The sequence below is a fragment of the Bradyrhizobium sp. LeoB3 genome (assembly GCF_055456055.1).
The window spans coordinates 475,951-495,983 of the sequence record NZ_JBVBEF010000001.1; the positions used below are offsets into that span (position 1 = coordinate 475,951).

The following is a 20,033-nucleotide window of genomic DNA, read 5'->3' on the forward strand; positions in this document are numbered from 1 at the left end:
TTCCCGCCACAACCCGCATTCCCCGGATTTTCCCCGAGTCCGCGCCATGCGTTTTCACGCCGTTTTTTTCCTGGTGCTCGCGGTCGTCGGCACTGGCAAAAGATCCGCGCGGCGGGCCTCGGGGCTTGCAATCGTGTGACGGTAGCGGTCGGCGGACTCGGCGTTCTTCCAGCGCCCGGTGCGCACCAGGCCGAAGGTGTCGAGGTTGCCGTAATGCGTCATCCAGGTTCCATAGGTGTGGCAGAACAGGTGGAACGCACCTTGCCGCCGCGGGAACGAGACTCCGGCGCGGGCCATCGCCAGGTTGAGCATCTTGTACAGCTTGCCGCCCTTGGCGAAGCGGAACAGTTTTTCATCCGCCGGCCGCTCGAGCCACGGCACGCCGGCGCTGGCGCGTGAGCGGCCGGCGGCGCCGTCCGGCAGCCTGGCCTTGCCGGTCCGCCTGGGGCGGCCTGTGCGCGGCGGCAGCGCCTTCAAGGTTTCGACCACGATCGGCGGCAGGTACACTGGCCGCGGCTCGCCATTCTTGGTGTCGGGCACGTAGAGCAGCGCCTGGTTGATGCGTAGATCCCGCACCTTGGCGCGCAGCGGATCGGACAGCCGCATGCCGGTGTAAAGCAGGATCAGGCAGAAGGCGCCGAACTCCGGCTCGATCTTGTGCGCCTCAGCGACCACCTTAAACGCCGGTTCCGGATCGAGCCATGACGTCGCTTTCGAGCCGCGCCAGCCTTTTGGCCTTTTGATTTGGCGCTCGACGCCGGCGCGCTTCAGCACGGCTGAAATCGGCGTGTACACTTGGCGATTGAGCGTCGCCGGCGCGCCGGTCGGGTATAGCGCCTTAGCGACGTTGTCGATTGCGACCTGGTCGATCGCGGACAGCGGCTTGCCGCAGATCGCGTGTTCGCCGGTCAATTCGATGATGGGAGATAGGAAGGCCGACTCGCCGCCGGCTTTGAGATAGGCGAGCGCGGCATCGGCAAAGGTGTGCTCGCGCTTTTCGGGTTCTATGTCGCTTGCGTCCTGCTGGCGATACTCACCACGTTCGATTTGCTTTTTGATGCGGTCGAGGGCTTGCTGCGCGAGCCGCTTGTTAGGAGTGCCCGCAGTTCGTTCAACGTAGACTCCGAGGTAGGTGCCTCGGATCGAGTAGTTGGGCGATTTGCCTTCGCGCGGGTCTTTGAGCTTGAGGGGCATGGCCGGGCCAGTGATGCTGTGATGCGGGCGATGTCGTCGGGGAAGAACAGCTTACGCCGTCCCATTTCCCGGTAAAACGGATTTCTCGCAATGAAATCCTGAAAATACCGCCGGCTGACGCGGAAGTGCGCCGCGGCTTCGTCCATCGTCAGCGGTTGGTCGGCCGACAGCGGCATTGATTACGGCCTCGGCGCCGTCCGTTTCGCGGCCAGCTCGATCGCCCAACGCACCGTGACCGCCGGCACTTGAAACGGCTTGTGCGAATGGGTGTTTAGCGCGAGCACCGTGCCCTCTTGCTCGGCGTCGACGTCCTCGACCACGCAGGTGACGATGCTGCCCGGCACGCGGTAGTGCGCGCCGATCAGATCGAAATTGTCGGAATTGACGGCGCGCGATCCGCGCATGGGTGTTCCTTTCAGTCCTCGGCGTGATAGGTGCGGATCAGGATGCGGCTGGCGAGCGCGTGCTCGTGGCCGTTGAGGTTGTGCCAGGCGAGGGCATGCCAGCTTGTCTCGCCGTCGCGCTCGATCAGCGCGCGGCACAATTGTCCGGCTCGCGACTTCACCGCGGCGAGCACGTCGGCGTTGTCGCCGCTGCAGTCCGGCAAACTGTTGAATGTGTCGCGAGACATCACGGCATCGCGGAAAAAAACAAAGTCGCTCATGGCGTCACCGGCCCCTTTTCTTGCGCCGCGCGATGATCAGGCGTGCGAAGGTCGCGGCCTGCTCGGCGACGATGTCGTAAAAGTGCCGGGCGATCACGTCGGCCGGCGTGCCAGCGTTCCGGATTGTGTGCCAGCTCGCAACTATACTTTGGCGAGCAGCGTCATGATCGACATCGATGTCGTGCGACGTCGTTAACAGCAGCCATCGCGTCTCGATTTTGATGCGCTCGATTAGCCGCGTCGCACGTTCCGGCGCCACAGCGGCCGCGATGTCGTGTCGCATGATCGCAATGCGCGCACTTTCCTGCATCATGGCCGCCTTTCGATAACTGTGGCGCGTGCAAAGCGAATAGCGCCGCGCTGGCGCAAAAGTTTCTTGACGCGGCGCGGTGTCATCCGCCGGCGCGGACCTTCGTCGAGGTCGACGATTTCGAACGGGATGCTTTCGCGAATGCGGAATGCAAGCAGCGTTTGCATGCGATGCGTCATCATGGTGCAATCGCCGGAATTGACGGGATTGCATGCACATCGTTCGCGATTGCAGTGCAAATGGTGCGGGCGCACCAGCGCCCGCGGTTGGTGATGCGGGCGGTGTTGGGGTCGGGCGAGTAGAGCAAGCGCGCGGCGATCAGCGCGTGCACGGTGCGCTGATGGATGGGCCTGCGCTTGTCGGGTCCGTACCAGCCGCGGCCGGCGCGGCGCAGCGATCCGAGGTCGGCGGCGAGAATGGTCTCGCGTGCGGTGGAGGTGAGATAGGGAACTTGAAGGCAGGCCGGCTCGCCTTTCGCGAGCAGCGGCCGCGGTGTGGACACGTCGGCGATGCGCATTGAAAACCCCAGCCCGAACTAGCCGATATCGCTAGTTTGATTCGCCCCCATAAACAAGCTGGTTTCGCTAGTATCCGTAGTTTTGCCGGCAAATGTCCACAACTCCGGTCGACTACGGTGTGCATTCCTCAACAAAAAACCCGCGCTATCAGCGCGGGTTTTCCTGTCTTTCCCGATGTTCGGAATGGCGCGGCGTCAGTCCTCGCGAAGGAACACGCCGCGCACGCGGCCGAGGATCTCGACTCGTTGGCCGGCGCGGCCCGTCACGGGAATCCACTCCTGGTGAGCTGGATGGTTTGAGTCGGGCTTGAGCCAGAATTGCCCTTCGGGGCCGAGCGCAAGCACCTTGATCGAATCCTCGACCATGCCGTCATCACGCGTGATGCGCACATGGTAGCGCTTGCCCTCGGCGATCTCGCCAGGCCGATTGAGTGCGCCCGGTTCCAGTTTTGCAACCACCACGATCGCGCCGGCGGGATAGCGCAGGTTGACGTCCTGTCCCGTGATCTCGCCTGCATACAGTGCTAGCCCCGCCAATCCGGCCTCGTTGGGGATCATGATGTCGTATTGCTCATTGCTCGGCAGCATCGGCGTTTTCCGCCATTTGCCTGCCTCTAGAGCATAACAAACGAGCACGCGTCTAAGATTATCAGCAATCGGCGCCGAAATAATTTCGGCTGCTGGAACTCCGAAAACATCGCCTAAAATATTCATCCATTCCTGCGTCAATGTGAGTTGCCCGGTAGAGAGTTTGTTGATGGTCACCGTGTGCACGCGGGCTTTGGAATCGTCGCCCTGTGCAGCCGCAATCTCGCGCACGCGGCGCGCGACCTCTGGATAGGTCCACTTCCGCTGCTTCGTGAGGTCAAAAATTCGGTTCGGCCTCGGGCGTTTCGCTCGTGGCTTACGCACGCTTCTCTCCTCACGCACAAAAATAATTTCGTCCGGCATATCAGCATCCTACGGGGAACCGAATGGCTTTCCAACTAGCCTCTTTGGGAAGGGTCCCTTGACGAAAAACTAGCGAATCAGGCTAGTTTCGTCACGCGGTTTCGAGAGGGATCGCAGCAAAGTTTTCTCTTGCGTTTTCCAGATAGGGGCGCCGGGCGGCATGCCGTTCCGGCGAACGGGGGAGCCATGTCCGCAAATCAGCCCGTCACCCATGACGGCCAGGGCGATGCGATGCCGTGCACGTGCCCGGCCTGCCGCTCGCCCTTCGTCATCAGCCGCACGCACAAGGCTCCGGCGACGTCATCCGATAAGCCGCGCCGCGAGAGCGACCATCTTCGCGAGGCGCGCGCATGCTGATGCAGCCGTTCCTCGCGCTCGACCACATCACCGCGCACACGCTCGCCGACCTGTCGCGCCTCTTGATCGGTCTGCTCGTCTTCATCGCCGGCGGCCTAGCCGTCACCGTCCTCGCTCTCCTCGCCATGGTTGCCCGGCGCAGGCGGCGAGCCGCCGGCGGTGATGTCTATGTGTCCAACGCGATCGATGTTCGCTGGCGCGACACCGTCGACGGCACGATCGAAGCCGACGCGATGCACGTCGAGTCCCTTTCCGGCGTCGAGAGGATCGCGCGATGATGCGGCCGACGTCTCACGTCCTGATCGAACTGATCGCGCTCGCCAACGTCGTGTTGACCTCGCCGCATGACGCGCGCGGCCTCGGCCGTGAGATCGCCCTGATCGGCGTCGAGCTGACCGAAGCGCGGCGCGCGCCTTGTCAGGTCATGTTGTGGTTCGCGCTGGCGACCATCGTGTTCGAACGCCTGTCGACGCTCGAGGTCGACCGCTTCTGCAAGGTCGCGATCCAGATGCGCGACCAGGTCCGTGACGAACTCAATGTCATCATTAAGCGGGAACTGGCGGCATGACGCGGCGAACGGTCATCACGGCGCGCAAGGCGCAGCTATTGGTCGAGGCGTGGCATGGGCCGCTGACGCTGAAGGCGATTGCCAAAAAGCACAAGGTCAAGGCCGGCACCGTTTCGAAATTCTGGCAGGCCGCGCGCCTCGACGCCCGCCTGCCGCCACATCCGGCCGAGCGGCCGCACTTCGCGCAAGCCGTTCCTGCGACGCCGGCGTTCCTCGGCGTTGATGTCGGCGAAGCGGATGCGATCGATGCCGATGACGACTCGCCGATCGGCGGCCCGATGGGCGTGCGCATCCCCGATTCCGACCCTTTGCTCGCCGCGCTGCGCGCGCATCACGCCGACATCGATTTCGCCGAGGCGCACATCGCGCCGGAATTGCTGCGCGCCGCACGCGCAAAGCGCCAGGAGGTGTCGGCGTGAGCGCTGTAGTGTTCATCGAAGGTTTGTCGACCGAAGAAGTCGCGCGACATGCCGACAGGCTCGGTTGTGACCTGGTTCGAGTCTCTCACGGCTACATCGTCGGCGAGTACGTCTTTTTGCGCAAGCGCGCGGCAGCGCCGACCGCGCTCGATCTCGACCCTGGCATCGCTGGCGGTGCAGTCGATGCGCTGCGCGCGCGTGAATCAGCTTTCAACGACTAGCGGGGGCGGAGGTCATGAGCAACACAGCGGTAGCGTTTCGAAAATTCGATGACGCGTGGCGGCGACTGGAAGTCCTTGCGCGTATGCTGTCATCCGAGCACATCAAGGACACGCTCGACGGTATCACCATCGCGCAGGTGAGGGCCGACAAGGCTAACCTCGGCATCGTCGCCGATGCTCTCGCTGATGTGCTTGCGACTGATCTGCAAAAAACGGCGTGTCAAGCTCTCCATCGCGCGCAGGACGAAGTGACCGAGGCGGCCAAGCTGTTGCGGGCCTCGATCGACGCTGACCTCAAATCGAAATGCATGAGGGACTGATGGCTGGCGTCAACAAAGCGATCATCGTCGGCAATCTCGGCGGCGATCCGGACATCCGCGCGACGCAGTCGGGCAAGCAGGTCGCATCGATCTCGGTCGCGACCTCGGAGAGCTGGCGCGACAAGAACACCGGCGAGCGCAAGGAGCACACCGACTGGCATCGCGTCGTCATCTTCAACGAGGCGCTGGTCAAGGTGGCGCAGCAATATCTCAAGAAAGGATCGCGGGTTTACATCGAAGGCGCGATGAAAACCCGCAAGTGGACCGATCAGGGCGGCGTCGATCGCTACGTCACCGAGATCGTTCTCAACAGCTTTGGCGCGCAGCTCGTGTTGCTCGATCGCGCGCCAGGCGTGCCGCCGGCGGACGAAAATTCCTATGGGGGCCGGGCGTCCGCCGGCGGCGGCGCAGGCGCGACGTCGCGCAATTCCGACATGGATGACGACATTCCGTTCTGACTGGGGGCCAGGAGATCGAACGTGTATCCAATGACTAGCGGCATCTGGGGGCCAGCTTCCCAGCCATACTACGACAAAGACTGGCCGGAGAAGCGCAGGCGCATTCAACGTGCCGCACGCATCAAGCGGATGGTGGCGCTGACGTTTAGGCGGACTGTTATCGGCGGCGCGGTGCTCGGCTGGGTGTTTGTCATTACGATCGTGGTGCGCGCCATTGGCTGATCAGCCGCAAACTTTGCTCGGCGGCCGCGTCATCCTGCACACTGGCGATTGCCTCGACGTGCTCGATCGACTGCCGGCCGACTCTGTGGATGCCTGCATCACCGATGGCCCTTATGCGCTGCCGTCGATCGCGGCGCGGTTCGGTAGGCCTGATGCGGCGCGCGCGCAAGGCGAGGTTTATCAGGGCGCGCTCGACGGCTTTCGCGGCAAGCCGGCGATCGTGTCGGATATCTGCACGCGCGTCGAGCTGTGGCGCGCGATCTATCGTGTCTTGAAGCCTGGTGCGCAACTGCTCGCCTTCGGTCCGGCGAGCGTCGGCTTTTCGCGCATGCATTGTGCGATCGTCGACGCCGGCTTTGAGGATCGTGGTCTGCTCAAATGGATTTATGCGACCGGTTTCCCGAAGGGTAAGCCGCTCGACCGGCACATCGATCGCAAGCTGCTCGGCGACTGGTGTGACCTGGATGAGCTTGCGCGCGGTCCGGTCTCGCACACGGCCGCCTTCTACGAATCGCGCGATATCGCGCTTAAGCCGGCGGTCGAACCGATCGCCTGGGCGCGTAAGCCGTTGGTTGGCACCGTCGCGGAAAACCTGATCGCGAATGGTTGCGGGTCGATCGAGATCGACGGCTGCCGCATCGCCGGCCAAGGCTTTCCGACAAATGTGCTGCTCGACGACTCCAGGGTTGTCGCGGACAGCTTCCCGCCAGGTGCGGCTAATTTCTTCTATAGCGCGAAGGCCGACGCCGATGATCGCGCCGGCTCGCGGCATCCGACAGTCAAGCCGCTCGACCTCATTCAATACTTGGTGCGGTTCGCGACCACGCCGGGGCAGGTCATCCTCGATCCGTTCGCCGGCAGCGGCACGCTCGGCGAGGCCGCGTGGCGCGAAGGCCGCAAGGCCATGCTGATAGAGATCGACCCGGAGTTTCAGGCCGACATCGCGCGACGCATGCGGCTGGCCGCAGCGGGGCCGGAGGAGCGCAAACGGGAATTCATCAAGGCGAAGGTCGGTGATCAGCCGTTCGAGGCCGGTTCGCTGTTCGCCGCATTAGGAGGGGCAGGAAGTGATGTTTGATCTTGTGGCGCATCTGAAGCGTCAGCGCGCATTCTCGCGTGCCACGTTCGGACCCGGTCCGCGCACGAAAGGCGTGTGCGACCACATCCGCAAAGAGCTGACAGAGATCGAGGCCAAGCCGACCGATGTGACGGAATGGGTCGACGTGGTCCTGCTTGGCCTCGACGGCGCCTGGCGCTGCCTGACGGAAGCTGGTTTCCCGGCCGAGTCCGTGCCCGACATCATCGCCGGCGCGATCGAGGCTAAGCAGATCAAGAACGAAGGTCGCGACTGGCCCGATTGGCGCACCGCAGATCCGAACAAGGCGATCGAGCACGTGCGCGCGAGGCGTGTGTCGATCGCCGGCGTGAACGTCACTGAGGAACCGACGCCGCCGGCTATGCCAGCCTGTACGTGGCCCAAGTGTCCGTCGCCGTATTCGTGTGGCCGCGCCGGCGCTTGCCTGGCCTTGAGCCGGCAGGACGAAGGGTCCGGCCCATGATCGAGCGGCCGGACGTGATCGAGGTCGGCGCCGCAATCGCCTTGCTCGCCATTCTGATCCTGGTGCTCGGCCCGATCATTGTGCGTGCCGAGACCGCACTCGCTTTCATCCATTGTCTGCAAAGGGGGAATCTGTGACTCAGTCTTACAAGCCGTCGCTTTACCTCGCCGGCCCGATCTTCGGATGCACCGAGGGCGAGGCCAAGGATTGGCGCGAATGGGTGACGCAGCGCTTGCCGTGGGTTCGCTGCATCTCGCCTTTGCGCTGCGAGCCGATAATCGGCGAGCGGTATGACGTCGCCTATAACGATCCGTGCTTCGGCGCGCCGAAAGCGATCGTCGCAAAAAACTTCCTCGACCTGCGCCAGTGCGACATGACGCTGGCCTATTTCCCGGCGCCGCCGGAAATCGCCGAATTGCGGGAAATGTCACGCGTGCTCCGCGACCATTATGGGCCTGCCGTGCACATCGCAGACTCCCTCGAACGCATCGCTCGCAAGTCACCGCAACGCTCAATCGGCACCATCGGCGAGGTGTCCTGGTGCTATGCGCTGCGCAAGCCGTGCATTCTTGTGACGGATGATCCGCTGATCGCGTCGCATCCCTTCACCAGCGTGCAGCCGGATTGGCCGGTGCTTCCGGATCTTGATCACGCGATGCGCCTGATCGAAGGCATCTGGACGGACTACGCGGCCTGACATGAGCAACCGGGGGCAAGGCTTCATCGTCGAGGTGGTCGGGCGGCGCAAGCCGAATGCCGACTACGCCTCAAAGCCGGGCGATGCCAGGCGCTCCGGCCGCGTCGAGCGCGCGGCCGGCCTGATGCCGGTGCACGTCGAGTTCGCCGAGCACGCACACAAGATCGAGGCGCGGCTCGGCGTCGTCACCGTCGGCGTCATCACGCATGACACGACCAGTAAAGGCTATTTCTGGTCGGTGTACCTGCCGGGCATGCCGCAGGTGCCGCGGCCGGCACACGATGCCGACGCCGGCCGCCGTGCCATCCTGCACAAGGTGCGCGAGTGGTGCGAGGCGGCCAAGCTGATCAGCGCGAGGCAATAACATGGCCGAGAACAGCAAGATCGAGTGGACGGACCACACGTTCAATCCCTGGATCGGTTGCACGAAGGTTAGTCCGGCATGCGACCATTGCTATGCCGAAGCGCTGATGGATACGCGCTATGGCCGCGTCCGTTGGGGTGCTGGTGAGGACCGCGTTCGGACCTCTGCCGCAAATTGGCAGCTTCCGCGGCGCTGGAACCGCCAGGCGCAGGCATCGGGCGAGAAACCGTTTGTCTTTTGCGCCTCTCTTGCTGACGTCTTTGACAACGAGGCGAATCCGCTCTGGCGACGCGATCTGTTCGAGCTGATCAAGGAGACGCCTGGCCTGATCTGGCTATTGCTCACAAAGCGGATCGGTAACGTCGACAGAATGACTGATCCGGCCCGCGGAGGCATCCCCTTGCCTCGGAATGTCGCAATCGGCGCGACGATGGCGAACCAAGATGAATACGACCGCGACCGCATGAAGCTGTGGTACGTGAAGCAGGCCCTTGAGCCCCTATTCACGTTCGGCAGCTTTGAGCCGATGCTCGGGCCGATCATCCTCGACAAGCACGCACCTGACTGGATCATTTGTGGCGGCGAGAGCGGTCGGAGCGCCCGCGACTTGAACCCGCAATGGCCACGCGATCTGCGCGACTGCAGCGCTCGATTCGGGCGGGCCTTCTTCATGAAGCAGATGGCCCGCAAAGCGCCGATCCCGACTGATTTGCTGATCCGGCAGTTTCCGAGGACGGCATGACAGACGCCGCCCCGCACCCCGATTCCGAGGCGGTCCCAGACAGGATCACGTTCGATGATCTCTATGCGGCGGTGCTGTCGGAGGTCGATCGCGCGCGGCTGACGCGTGACAATCTCTATAACCGCGCGGCCGAGGAAAAGATCAAGGCGAACAAGCCCGGATGGATGAAGGCCGCCGCGGATTATGACCGCAAGCTGCGGATCTTCGAAAAGCTGCTGACGCTGGTCGACCGCGTCAGCACCGATCCCGTGCTGATCGAGCGCCTGGCCGAGCTGAAGCGGCAGGATGCGCCGACGGATGATGATCAGGGCGAGGTCGATGCTGATGAATGACGGCTCGATCTCCTATTTCTCTATTGCCGTGAACGTGATGCGCTGGATCGGCGGGCGCCTCGATGCGGGGCTGCGCGCATGATCAGCGACGACGCCTTGAACGCGCTGAAAGAGCGCAACCCGGTCGACCAGGTCGCCGGGCAGTGGGTTGCCTTGCGCGTGCGCCGGCGCGGGCTGTTCATCGGGCCGTGCCCGATCTGCTCGGATGATCCGCAGTCGCGTGCGGCGACGCGGTTCGAGTGCGACTCCGATAGTTGGAAATGCGCGGTGTGCTCTGACGGTGGCGACGTCATCCGTCTGGTGCAGCGGCGCGAGGGCGTCGACTTCAAGACCGCGCTCGAGCGCCTCGGTGGCGCGCGCGAGGAAAAGCCGACGCCGGAGATCGCGCGCAGGGCCGGCCTGCGCGCGTTCCAGAATGGCGAGCCAATGGGCGATGTGCCGGCGCCGTTCGGTGCCGATGGTGCATTGCGCATGGCCTGGTGCGCCGGCTGGTCAGAAGGCAAGCGACGCGCTGATTACGCGACGTTCGCGCGCGAGCGCGAGCGGAAACGATTGTGGGAATTTTGGCAGGAAGCTACGCCGATTGAGCAGGCCGAGGGGCTATATCGCTATTTCCGCTCGCGTGGTCTCGATCGACCGCCGCCGCGGACGCGACTCGGCTGGCATCCATCCATGCCCTATTTCGCCGACGGCCGTGAGCGCGAGCCGCTGCTGATCCATCGCGGTCCGGCGATGCTGGCGCCCATTATCGGGCCGGACGGCCGTTTTGCCGGGCTGCATACAACGTGGCTCGCGGCCGACGGTCTCGGCAAGGCGCGCATCGTGCATCCCGACACCGGCGAGGTCCTGAAATCGAAAAAGGTCCGCGGCACCAAACAGGGCGGTTACATCGACCTCGGCGGTTGCGCGCCGGCCGCCGCGACACGGATGGTTGCCGGCGAGGGTATCGAGACCGTGCTTGCGGTCTATACCGCCTTGAAGCGCACCGGCCGTGACCTCTCGCGCACGCTGTTTCGATCGGGCGTCGACCTTGGCAACCTGGCCGGCCGCGCGACCGGAACGGTCGCGCACCCAACAATAAAGACGGCGCAGGGACGCGCGCAGCGCGTTCCTGGGCCGACTGCAGATCCTTCCTCTCCGGCGATGCCAGTGCCCGACCATATCGTCGAGCTGGTGCTGCTAGGCGACGGCGACAGCGAGCCGTTCATGACGCACAACGCTCTCGAACGGGCGCGCGCCAGGCACTCCCGCGATGGGCGCGCGGTGCGCGTTCGATTCGCGCCGGAGGGTCTTGACTTCAACGATCTACTGCAACGCGACAGAGAAAATGCCGGCCAATAACAGCGACGACCCGTTCCAGCACATCGCCAACATCATCGAATCCGGCGACGACTACGCCGCGTTCGATCCGTCCGCCCCGCACCCCGCTTTTACGGGGGAACCCCAAGGGGTAGGGGCCGATGATGATGATGTGGTGCCGCCGGATGATCAGATGCCGGATGACGCCGACCAGTTGCCGCGCGAGACCATCGAGCGCTGCTCGCTCGAGCCGCAGAACGACACCGGCAACGGTCAGCGGCTGCTCGCTTGGTTCGGCGACGACATCTTGAGTGTGCGCGATGTCGGCTGGCATGCATGGGATGGCAAGCGCTGGACTCGCGAGGGCGGCCAGCAAACCGCGATCCTGATGGCGCAAAAGGTCGCCGAGCGCATCGTGCTGGAAGCCGATGTGATGGCGGCGACGCCGAATGAGCAGCGGCTGCTCGACGCCGCAAGCGACGCGCGCGACACGCTGGCAGTGATGGAAAAGGACGGCGAGCCGAAGGATGACGGCGACAAGCAGCGCCGGCAGATGCTGCGCGGCCTGATCAAGCGCGGCGACGAAGTGCGCGACGCCATCAACGGGCGCAAGGTGGCGCGCCGCAAATATTCGGTGTCGTCAGGCAACGCCGGCAAGATCCGCGGCATGATCGACCAGGCCGAACCGCACCGCTCCGTCGAGATCGGCGGGCTTGATGCCGATAAGCTGGCGTTCAACGTGCAGAACGGCACGCTCTATTTCGTTTGTGACGAAGTGCCGGACCCTGACGCCAGCGACCACACCGGCGCCACCGTCAAGCGCTGGCGCGTCGAGCTGCGGCCGCACAACCGCGCCGATCGCATCACCAAGATTGCACCGGTCGACTATGACAAGCAGGCGAAGTGCCCGCGCTTCATGGAGGCGGTGCAGAAATTCCAGCCGATCGAGAACGTGCGTTCGTTCCTGCAGCGCTACCACGGCTATGGGCTGACCGGGTTGACCGGCGAGCAGTGCCTCGTGTTCAACTACGGCACTGGCTCAAACTGGAAATCGACCTTCACCGAGGTGGTCGCGCGGATCATGGGCGATTATTGCGCGACGATCGCGTTCGAAAGCCTCGCCGGCGACACGCAAAAGAGCGGATCGCAGGCCTCGCCTGACATCGCGCGGCTGCCAGGCGCTCGCCTGGTGCGCGCGAGTGAACCCGAGCGCGGCGTGCAATTCAAGGAAGCGCTGATCAAGTCGCTGACCGGCGGCGAGCCGATGCTGACGCGGCACAATTTCAAGGATTTTTTCGAGTTTCGACCTGACTTCAAGCTCACGCTGTCCGGCAACCACAAGCCGGAGATCGGCGGCGTCGATCATGGCATCTGGCGGCGCATCCGCTTCGTGCCGTGGCCGGTGACCATTCCGGATTCACAGAAACGACCGATGGATGAGGTGCTGGCCGAGCTGTGGTCCGAGCGCAGCGGCATTTTCAATTGGCTGATCGCCGGCGCGCTCGACTACCTCAACCATGGCCTGCGCACGCCGCAGGAAGTGATCGACGCGACCGCGGCCTATCGCGAGGAGATGGACCCGGTCGGTTCGTTCCTCAATGACTGCGTCACCATGGTGCCAGGCAACAGCGACGGTTCGGCCGCGAGCGTAGTGTCGGCGCGCGATATGTACGACGCGTTTTCCGCCTGGGGCTGGCAGAACGGCGTGCGGCCGTGGAAGGAAAAAGGCTTTGCGACCGCGATGTCGCAGAAGGGATTTTTAAAAGAACGGCGCAACGCCGGCCGCGTCTATCTGCACGTGCGCCTGCATGACGTGCCTAAGGGCAAACCGCGCGGCGAGCAGCCGCCGCATCCGGCAGATGAGGAGGTGCCGCTGTGACCAAGGGATTGTCGATGATCAATTACTCGGAACTCGGAGATCGCATCGAGCGCGGCGAGATCAAGGCGCTGTCGATCAAGCAACCCTATCCGCATCACATTTTCCACGACGGCAAGGACGTCGAAAATCGGGATTGGTCGACCCGCGGTCGGGGCTGGGTCATCGTCCATGCTGGTGTCAGCAAAACTGAACTCGATATGGATGATCCGAAGCAAGCGACAATGCCGCGCGGTGGTGTCGTCGGCATGATGCGCATCGTTGATTGCGTCGAGAAGATGGATAGCCAATGGTTTTTCGGTCGATACGGTTTCGTCCTCCGAGATGCCTTCGCGTTGCCACTGGTGCCATGCCGCGGGCAGCTTGGATTTTTTGCGCTTCCCGCAGATATCTGCCGGCGCGTCGCCGATGCTGTGCGGGCAGTACCGTGTCGGGATGTCGAGTCGGTGCCGGGTCGCTGATCTACCCGACACCGCTCTTTCGCCTTGCGCTTCAAGTGCTTGGCGATGGCAGTGCCGGGATGTCGGGTTAGAGCGGAATATATCGTAAGCAAAATCATACGGGGTGCGGGGGCCAAAAAATCAAAACCTAACTCTACACGACTATAGCTCCCTCAACCCGACATCCCGACACGAAAAAAAATTAAGCTGATGAAATCTAACGACAAAAATTCTGTGTCGGGTTGCTCATAACCCGACACTAACCCGACATCCCGACACAAGCCGTTCATATTGGAACTTCTAAGGGGCGAAGCATGAAAAAACAGGTCGACATCGAAAAGCTGGTGCAGTGGGCGTTGCGTGAGGAGTTGCCGAAGGGGCGCGCGGTCTCGACCTCGGCATGGGATTTGATCGCGCGGTTCGGTGCGCTCGGCGTGCGCGTTGACACCTCGCGAGCGCCTGCCGATGGTCTCGGCTTTGTCGCCGGCGAAGCGCATCCTGATGCTGGTGTCATCGCCTATGCGATCGAGATGCTGCCGAACGAAAGCCGCTTCGATGATCGCATCGAGGTCGAGGCGCTGTTCGGCGATCTCGCTGCCATCGCGGGCGATGCGATCGATGCGATCATGCGCGCTACGTTCAATCCGCAAGCGATCGTGTTGAGCAAGGCTGTGCTCGGCTCGCGACCGAAATGGGAATTCGAACATCCGACGTCGTATCGCACGACGACACAGTTTCGCGATGCAGTCGGCAGCTTGCGCGAGCGGCCGCGCGTCATCGGCACCGACGTCGATGGCGACATCGTCGATTTGATGCCGCGTCGTGGCAAAGCTGCGATGATGCGCGGCGTGTATGATCTTGCGATGTCGCCGCGCTCGCCCTTGCAGTGGGGCGATCCGTCGCTGATCTCGATCGGCCACGCGCGCGCTGAATACGTTGCCTGGCACAATGCGCTTGTGCAGCTTGCGCGCGCGCTCGCCGGTAGCCTCGCTGATCATGATGCGCTGATGCCGAGCGCACCGCTTGCGCCGTGGCGTACTGGCGAGCCGGCGTCGACCGCGCGCGTGCTTGTGTCGGAAAATTCGAGCGCCGAAAGCATTGCTTTGCCGCTGCATCCGCAACGCTATGCGCCGCCGGCGCGCTCCCGCGAATCGGCAAAGATGCGCGATCAGCGGCTCGGACGTGCCGCCATGGCCAATCTGAAAAAACGCGAGGAAATGGCTGCAAAATAGGCCTTTCCTGCATATCGGGGGCAGGGGGGTCTTGAGGTGAACGGGGTTCTTGACATAGACCCGACCCTGCGAAAAACCCGATCGGGGAGCCCGGCGCGCCAGCGTCGGGTTTTCGTTTTAGTGAGGTACATTCACCATGCGCGAGAAGTAACGCTTCCCGTTTCCTGGTTTCGTTCGGTGCTAAGCGCTCATTAGGATAGGGCGCGAATGACATAGCAACCTAAGCCCTTGGGGCACTGTTGCATCCTACTGCTGACGCAACGCTGATTTAAACCCGGCGCTGCTCCACCATCCGAGGATGGCAGGGAAATCGTTGAACGGGTTATCAGCAACATGAATGCCTGACGGCCAACCTATCGCACGGTTGTAAATCTCCGCGAGTAGCTGCCACTGACGGCGCACCGTTCGATCGGTGTAATATCTCGACGCTAGCGCGACGGCGAAAGAGTCGCGCGACAATTTTCGAGGCGATGCAGATGAGCGACGCGATCAATGTCGGCGACTATGTCGACGTGCGCGGTTCGGTGATCGCGATCGACAGCGATGGTGCGATCACCGTTCGCGTTCCTGGTCGCGTCGCCTTTCATCAGTTCGTCGTCGAGCGGCGTGTCATCCGTGGTCGCGAATCACGCAACGCAGATGCTGTTGCGGCCGACATCGTCAGCGCGACGTACTGATGGCCTCGAACAACGGTAGCTTTGTTCTCAACGTCGCCGGCGACATCAACGCCTTTGTGCAGCGTCTCGACTACGTGCAGCGAGAGAACATTCCTTTCGTCACGGCCTATGCGCTGACCAAGACAGCGCAAGACATCAGGGATGGGGCTATCGACGTGATGGCGCGGGTGTTCGATCGACCGACTCGCTTCACGTTGAATGCGCTCTATGTGCGGCCGGCTACTAAGCGCGAGCTAGAGGCCGTCGTCGCGTTCAAGGATGGCTTTGGCTCGGTCCCGGCCTGGCGCTATCTCGGTCCCGAGGTCGAGGGCGGCTCACGCGTCAAGAAAGGTTTCGAGCGTGCGCTTGAGCGCGCCGGCCTTTTGCGCGCGGATGAGTTCTGTGTTCCTGCGCGTGGCGCGCCGCTCGATGCTTACGGCAACCTGTCGGGATCGCTGATCACGCAGATGCTGTCAGGTCTCGGCGCAAACCCTGACCCGCTGTCGAACACGACAGCCAAGTCAAAGAAGCGCAACCCGCGCCGCGGCACGTATTTCGTCCTGCGCGGCGTGAATGGCGCGCCGAACGGCATCTATCGCCGCACCGGCAGCAAGGCGCTGCAGCCGCTGTTGCTGTTCGTCGGGCAGCCGCGCTATCGCAAGCGGTTTCCGTTCTATGAGACCGCAAAGACGGTGTTCGCGCAGCGCTTCGCCGTGCACTTCCGCATGGGTATGGCGCAGTATGGCAACAGCGAACGGAAGGCGGCCTAGCATGGCGGTCGACAAGATCATCAGCCTGCTCGCGCTCGCGACCGCGCTGCTCGTCCTGGTGAGCGTGATCGATTGGCACTGGCCGGGCTCGGGTCCTTCCCGGACCCGGCCGCCCCGCGGGTAATTCGTACCCCGCGGGTTTTCCAGTGAGACCATTCCGGTTTCACGGTTGACAGGGTTGACAGTGACAACCGGAACGCAAGTTGACAGCGCACCGAGCGCGGTCATGTGGTCGATCGGCCAGATTGCCGAGCGTGACGGGATCTCGAAACAGGCCGTTTCGAAAACGGTCAAGCGCCTGGCCGAGACGCACGGACTGCAGGTCGCGCGCGATCCGCGCGATCGGATCGTGTCGGTCAACGTCGCGGCCTACGATCACCTGCGCGCGCAGTTTGCCGACCCGAGCAAGGCGCAGGCGCCAAAGAAGGCGCCGGCGTCGGCGGCCGACGAATTGCCGCTGCAGCGCGCGGACACCTATGACGAAGCGCGCAGGCAACAGGCTTGGATCGCTGCCGAGCGCGAGCGGCTTTCGCTCGGCGAGCTGAAAAAGGATCTGGTGCGCGTCGCCGGCGTGATCGAGGCTGTCAGCGACTGCGGCACCGAGATCGCGCGCATCGTCGACCGGCTGCCGCAAGCGGCCGATGACCTCGCCGCTGCAGTCGGCCGCGATGGCGCGCACGGCGTTCGCGTCGCGCTGAAGAACCTGGCGCAGAAGATGCGCGAGGACATCGCGGCTGCGCTCGCGGCCATCGCCGGCCAGGCGCCGGAGTTCGAACAGGAACCGCAGGGGCAGCAACAGGAAGCCGGCACCGCGGCTTAAGTGAAATGCTGATCCGCGGTCTGCCAGGGCATCCGAACCCGCGCCATCTGATCGCCGATCGCCTGGCGCAGTCGATTCGTCCCCCGGAGCGGCTGGCCTTCGATCAGTGGTTGCCGAAAAACCTGATCCTGATCGACGGCCCGCAAGCCGGCGAGCCATGGAGCGCCGAGGGTGCACCATATCTACCGGGCATCGCCGCGTGCCTGTCCGATGACCATCCGTGCAACCTGGTCACGGTCCGCAAGTGCCAACAGTCCGGCGCCTCGATCCTGGCGCTTGGATGGTGTCTCTATGTCGCCGACCGCGAGCCGGCGAACATGCTCTACGGCGTGCCGGGTATCGACGCGCTGAAGGCGCTGAACAACACCAAGTTTCAGCCGCTGACCGATGCTTTTCACAAGCACGTCAAGCGGACTGTGATCCTGCCGCAGATGTCGCGCTCCGGCGCCGGCTCGACCACGTATGAAAAGAAGTTTGCCGGCGGCTTTCTGGCGCTTGGCAACGCGAACAGCGTCATGGATTTTTCCATGATCACGGTTCGCAAGGGCGTCAAGGATGAGCTGTCGAAATGGCAGGACATCCCCGGTTTCGGCGATCCGGAAAAGCTGTTCTTCGGTCGCTTCACCGCGCATCGGCGCGTGAAGGATTGGAAGATCCTCGAAATCTCGACGCCGGAGGTCGACTCGGGTCTCGACGATCTCGACATTGCCGAGGCCGAAGGTCACTGCCGCATCGACCGATCGTTCCGCAAGAGCGATCAGCGCTATTGGAACATCGCCTGCCCCGAGTGCGGCGGCGTGTTCTATCAGACGTTCGATCGGTTCCGGATCGACGACAAGGCGCCGTACAAAAGCGCCATGGAGTGTCCGCACTGCGGCCACTACATCAGCGAAACCGAGCGCGTGCTAGCGGTGCGCGCCGGCGAGTGGATCGCGAACCGGCCGGAGGTCACTGACCATCCTGGCTTTCATATCGACGCGTTCATTTCGCTGATGATGTCCTATGAGGCAATCGCCGAAGATTGCCGCGGCGCGAAAACCGAGTCCGAGAAAAAGGCGTTCGCTAATCTCGACCTCGGCCTGCCGTACAAATACGGCGGCGACGCGCCGGATCATGTGCGCCTGATGGAGCGGCGCGAGAAAGAACTGACCCGCGGGCACGTGCCGCCAAAGGGTCTGATCCTGACCGCGTTCGCCGACGTGCAGATGCGCGGCATCTGGTATCTTGTCATCGCGCACGCGCCGAACCGCGAGCGATGGGTCGTCGACGCGGATTACATCTCCGGCGACACGGCCAAGCCCGACGGAGATGCGTTCGAGAAGCTGGAAAAGCTGGTGCTCGCGCGCGAGTTTCCGGATGCCTTTGGGGGCAAGCGGACGATCGACGCGCTCGGCGTCGACTCCGGCTTCCGCTCGCACGTGGTCTATTCCTGGGTGCGCAAGCAACAGCGCGTGCACCCTATGTCAGGTCATGACGTGATCCTGGCGACCAAGGGGTTGAAGGGCTGGAACCGGCCTGCGATCGGCGCGCCGACGCTGGTCGACATCAGCCTGTCGGGCAAGGTCATTCGCGAGGGCTGCAAGGTCTGGGGCCTCGGCACCTGGCCGTTGAAGTCGACGCACTATTTCGACTTGCATCGCGTGCGCGAGCCGGACGCGGTCGAGTATCCGAGCGGCTATTGCCATCACGGCGCCTGGCTCGATGACGTGTTCTTTCGCCAGATCACGGCCGAGTCGCTGCAGGATATCCGCTTCAAGGGCAAGGTGACCGGTCGGCAATGGGTCAAGAACGGTGAGAACCACTGGCTCGATTGTTACGTCGGCTGCAACGCGTTGGCCGAATATCTCGGCATGTCGTCGTCGACCGCGGAAGATTGGGCCGCGCTCGCCGCACATCGCGGCGTTCCGGCCGAATTGACTGTGCAGGATCTGTTCAGCGCGAAAAAAGCCGATACGGCGACGATCGCGGCGGAAAACACGCCGGCGATGCCCGAAACGCCGCAACCGGCACAAAATCGCGGCTGGATTTCGCGAGGCCGCGGATGGCTCGGTTAAGGGGACCAACATGGGAAAGCCTGTCTTGATCATCGTCGGCGCCGACAAGGGTGGCGTCGGCAAAACGATGGTGTCGCGTTGCCTCCTCGAATATTTCAAGAGCAAGGGTATCGAGGCGCGTGCGTTCGACACCGAGAACGAAGCGCCGAGCGGCATGCTCAAGCGCTTCTACGGCGCGCAGACCGAGATCGTCGATTTCACCGACTCCGACGGTCAGATGAAGGTGCTCGATACGCTCGGCGGCGTTGTCACTGTCGTCGACATTCGCGCAGGCTTGCTGTCGCCGACGATCAAGCTGCTTTCTGAGATCGGGTTTATCGATTCGTCGAAATGCACGGTCGTCATCGTTCACGTGCTTGGTAACACGCAGAATTCGATCGACGAAATCAAGGCCGTGACCGGCTCGATCGCCGGATCGCGCTATGTGCCGGTCGGAAACCGGATCAATGCGACCAAGTTCGCATTTCCGCCGGAAGCGCTCGACATCCCGCCGCTCGACGCGCGGGCTTGCGAGAACGTCGACGCGGCCAGCAAGTCGTTTTTCGACTACGTCAATGCTGGCGCCACCTCGCCGGTGCTCGCCGGCAAAGTGCGGCATTGGCTCGGCCAGGTGTTCGCGCAATTCGATAAGGCGGGGCTTGCCGCGCAATGACGACGATCGCCGCAGCCATCGCCGCGCCGTTTGTGCTGGCGCTTGTGCTCGGTGCGCCGCGCCGGCTTCTTACGCGCATGTTTCGCGCATGAGCTGAATTCATGAAGCGGCCGACTTCGGTGCGGCCGCTACTCGCTTGCCGACGATGGGCAAGCAAGGCTGCGGTCGATCGTTCGGCCGCGGCTTGAGTGTTTCTGATGCAGGGGCGTGAAGGCGGCTTTCGTACCCGCCGGCCAAGGGCAACTAGCCTGCATCGGCGCGCCGGGCGACGGCGTATCCCTCGACGGCCCTGTTCGCGACCTTGTCCCTTGTACGCGTACCCTGTTCGAGGCGCCGGCC

The 20,033-nt window shown here is 63.3% G+C and carries 31 protein-coding genes; 25 read left to right on the plus strand and 6 right to left on the minus strand.

What is annotated here, in order from left to right; genetic code table 11:
- Positions 1–54: 54 nt before the first annotated feature.
- The 6 genes from ACZXDY_RS02045 to ACZXDY_RS02070 form a co-directional block, all read right to left on the minus strand.
- Positions 55–1,194 (minus strand): site-specific integrase, encoded by a 1,140-nt coding sequence (locus ACZXDY_RS02045; protein WP_464344257.1) that lies wholly within the window; start codon positions 1,192–1,194, stop codon positions 55–57.
- 179 nt (positions 1,195–1,373) lie between these two features.
- Positions 1,374–1,598, minus strand: coding sequence for a hypothetical protein (locus ACZXDY_RS02050; RefSeq protein WP_464344258.1), 225 nt, complete (start codon positions 1,596–1,598; stop codon positions 1,374–1,376).
- 11 nt (positions 1,599–1,609) lie between these two features.
- Positions 1,610–1,858 (minus strand): hypothetical protein, encoded by a 249-nt coding sequence (locus ACZXDY_RS02055; protein WP_464344259.1) that lies wholly within the window; start codon positions 1,856–1,858, stop codon positions 1,610–1,612.
- Positions 1,859–1,862: 4 nt separating this feature from the next.
- On the minus strand, positions 1,863–2,171 hold the full coding sequence (locus tag ACZXDY_RS02060) for a hypothetical protein (protein ID WP_464344260.1): 309 nt from the start codon (positions 2,169–2,171) through the stop codon (positions 1,863–1,865).
- A 175-nt stretch (positions 2,172–2,346) separates the two neighbouring features.
- Entirely contained in the window at positions 2,347–2,685 is a 339-nt protein-coding gene (locus tag ACZXDY_RS02065) for a hypothetical protein (RefSeq protein WP_464344261.1), read from the minus strand.
- A gap of 195 nt (positions 2,686–2,880) precedes the next feature.
- On the minus strand, positions 2,881–3,636 hold the full coding sequence (locus tag ACZXDY_RS02070; RefSeq protein ID WP_464344262.1) for a hypothetical protein: 756 nt from the start codon (positions 3,634–3,636) through the stop codon (positions 2,881–2,883).
- Positions 3,637–3,822: 186 nt separating this feature from the next.
- On the opposite strand from ACZXDY_RS02070, the gene ACZXDY_RS02075 reads away from it, so the two are divergent.
- The 25 genes from ACZXDY_RS02075 (at position 3,823) to ACZXDY_RS02195 (ending at position 19,694) form a co-directional block, all read left to right on the plus strand.
- Positions 3,823–3,993, plus strand: a complete 171-nt coding sequence (locus ACZXDY_RS02075; RefSeq protein WP_464344263.1) for a hypothetical protein — start codon at positions 3,823–3,825, stop codon at positions 3,991–3,993.
- Positions 3,987–4,271 (plus strand): hypothetical protein, encoded by a 285-nt coding sequence (locus ACZXDY_RS02080; protein ID WP_464344264.1) that lies wholly within the window; start codon positions 3,987–3,989, stop codon positions 4,269–4,271. The genes ACZXDY_RS02075 and ACZXDY_RS02080 overlap by 7 nt, the downstream gene beginning before the upstream one ends.
- Positions 4,268–4,561 (plus strand): hypothetical protein, encoded by a 294-nt coding sequence (locus tag ACZXDY_RS02085; RefSeq protein WP_464344265.1) that lies wholly within the window; start codon positions 4,268–4,270, stop codon positions 4,559–4,561. Before ACZXDY_RS02080 ends, ACZXDY_RS02085 begins: the two co-directional genes overlap by 4 nt.
- Positions 4,558–4,980, plus strand: coding sequence for a hypothetical protein (locus ACZXDY_RS02090; RefSeq protein ID WP_464344266.1), 423 nt, complete (start codon positions 4,558–4,560; stop codon positions 4,978–4,980). Before ACZXDY_RS02085 ends, ACZXDY_RS02090 begins: the two co-directional genes overlap by 4 nt.
- 8 nt (positions 4,981–4,988) lie before the next feature.
- On the plus strand, positions 4,989–5,201 hold the full coding sequence (locus ACZXDY_RS02095) for a hypothetical protein (protein WP_464344267.1): 213 nt from the start codon (positions 4,989–4,991) through the stop codon (positions 5,199–5,201).
- A gap of 14 nt (positions 5,202–5,215) precedes the next feature.
- The gene (locus tag ACZXDY_RS02100; RefSeq protein ID WP_464344268.1) at positions 5,216–5,521 is read left to right on the plus strand and encodes a hypothetical protein; all 306 of its coding nucleotides are present in this window, start codon (positions 5,216–5,218) and stop codon (positions 5,519–5,521) included.
- Positions 5,521–5,979 (plus strand): single-stranded DNA-binding protein, encoded by a 459-nt coding sequence (gene ssb, locus ACZXDY_RS02105; RefSeq protein WP_464344269.1) that lies wholly within the window; start codon positions 5,521–5,523, stop codon positions 5,977–5,979. The genes ACZXDY_RS02100 and ssb overlap by 1 nt, the downstream gene beginning before the upstream one ends.
- Positions 5,980–6,000: 21 nt before the next feature.
- A complete protein-coding gene (locus ACZXDY_RS02110) occupies positions 6,001–6,201 on the plus strand; it encodes a hypothetical protein (RefSeq protein ID WP_464344270.1) in 201 nt (66 codons plus the stop codon).
- A complete protein-coding gene (locus ACZXDY_RS02115) occupies positions 6,194–7,279 on the plus strand; it encodes a DNA-methyltransferase (protein ID WP_464344271.1) in 1,086 nt (361 codons plus the stop codon). Before ACZXDY_RS02110 ends, ACZXDY_RS02115 begins: the two co-directional genes overlap by 8 nt.
- Complete coding sequence (locus ACZXDY_RS02120; RefSeq protein WP_464344400.1) at positions 7,272–7,760, plus strand: dATP/dGTP pyrophosphohydrolase domain-containing protein; 489 nt, start codon at positions 7,272–7,274, stop codon at positions 7,758–7,760. Before ACZXDY_RS02115 ends, ACZXDY_RS02120 begins: the two co-directional genes overlap by 8 nt.
- Entirely contained in the window at positions 7,757–7,897 is a 141-nt protein-coding gene (locus ACZXDY_RS02125; RefSeq protein ID WP_464344272.1) for a hypothetical protein, read from the plus strand. Before ACZXDY_RS02120 ends, ACZXDY_RS02125 begins: the two co-directional genes overlap by 4 nt.
- Positions 7,894–8,457, plus strand: coding sequence for a hypothetical protein (locus ACZXDY_RS02130; RefSeq protein ID WP_464344273.1), 564 nt, complete (start codon positions 7,894–7,896; stop codon positions 8,455–8,457). Before ACZXDY_RS02125 ends, ACZXDY_RS02130 begins: the two co-directional genes overlap by 4 nt.
- Before the next feature lies 1 nt (position 8,458).
- Entirely contained in the window at positions 8,459–8,821 is a 363-nt protein-coding gene (locus ACZXDY_RS02135) for a hypothetical protein (RefSeq protein WP_464344274.1), read from the plus strand.
- Position 8,822: 1 nt separating this feature from the next.
- Positions 8,823–9,563, plus strand: a complete 741-nt coding sequence (locus tag ACZXDY_RS02140) for a DUF5131 family protein (RefSeq protein ID WP_464344275.1) — start codon at positions 8,823–8,825, stop codon at positions 9,561–9,563.
- Positions 9,560–9,895, plus strand: coding sequence for a hypothetical protein (locus ACZXDY_RS02145; RefSeq protein ID WP_464344276.1), 336 nt, complete (start codon positions 9,560–9,562; stop codon positions 9,893–9,895). The genes ACZXDY_RS02140 and ACZXDY_RS02145 overlap by 4 nt, the downstream gene beginning before the upstream one ends.
- A gap of 78 nt (positions 9,896–9,973) precedes the next feature.
- On the plus strand, positions 9,974–11,236 hold the full coding sequence (locus ACZXDY_RS02150; protein WP_464344277.1) for a DUF7146 domain-containing protein: 1,263 nt from the start codon (positions 9,974–9,976) through the stop codon (positions 11,234–11,236).
- Entirely contained in the window at positions 11,223–13,073 is a 1,851-nt protein-coding gene (locus tag ACZXDY_RS02155; RefSeq protein WP_464344278.1) for a DNA primase family protein, read from the plus strand. The genes ACZXDY_RS02150 and ACZXDY_RS02155 overlap by 14 nt, the downstream gene beginning before the upstream one ends.
- Positions 13,074–13,087: 14 nt before the next feature.
- Complete coding sequence (locus tag ACZXDY_RS02160; RefSeq protein WP_464344401.1) at positions 13,088–13,531, plus strand: ASCH domain-containing protein; 444 nt, start codon at positions 13,088–13,090, stop codon at positions 13,529–13,531.
- A 293-nt stretch (positions 13,532–13,824) separates the two neighbouring features.
- Positions 13,825–14,742: a hypothetical protein gene (locus tag ACZXDY_RS02165; protein WP_464344279.1), complete on the plus strand. Its 918-nt coding sequence runs from the start codon at positions 13,825–13,827 to the stop codon at positions 14,740–14,742.
- A 476-nt stretch (positions 14,743–15,218) separates the two neighbouring features.
- Positions 15,219–15,419, plus strand: coding sequence for a hypothetical protein (locus tag ACZXDY_RS02170; protein WP_464344280.1), 201 nt, complete (start codon positions 15,219–15,221; stop codon positions 15,417–15,419).
- The gene (locus tag ACZXDY_RS02175; protein WP_464344281.1) at positions 15,419–16,168 is read left to right on the plus strand and encodes a hypothetical protein; all 750 of its coding nucleotides are present in this window, start codon (positions 15,419–15,421) and stop codon (positions 16,166–16,168) included. The genes ACZXDY_RS02170 and ACZXDY_RS02175 overlap by 1 nt, the downstream gene beginning before the upstream one ends.
- A 1-nt stretch (position 16,169) precedes the next feature.
- Positions 16,170–16,292, plus strand: coding sequence for a hypothetical protein (locus ACZXDY_RS02180; protein ID WP_464344282.1), 123 nt, complete (start codon positions 16,170–16,172; stop codon positions 16,290–16,292).
- A gap of 102 nt (positions 16,293–16,394) precedes the next feature.
- The gene (locus ACZXDY_RS02185; RefSeq protein WP_464344283.1) at positions 16,395–16,988 is read left to right on the plus strand and encodes a MarR family transcriptional regulator; all 594 of its coding nucleotides are present in this window, start codon (positions 16,395–16,397) and stop codon (positions 16,986–16,988) included.
- A 5-nt stretch (positions 16,989–16,993) separates the two neighbouring features.
- A complete protein-coding gene (locus ACZXDY_RS02190; RefSeq protein WP_464344284.1) occupies positions 16,994–19,042 on the plus strand; it encodes a terminase gpA endonuclease subunit in 2,049 nt (682 codons plus the stop codon).
- A 10-nt stretch (positions 19,043–19,052) separates the two neighbouring features.
- A complete protein-coding gene (locus ACZXDY_RS02195) occupies positions 19,053–19,694 on the plus strand; it encodes a P-loop NTPase family protein (RefSeq protein ID WP_464344285.1) in 642 nt (213 codons plus the stop codon).
- Positions 19,695–20,033 lie beyond the last annotated feature (339 nt).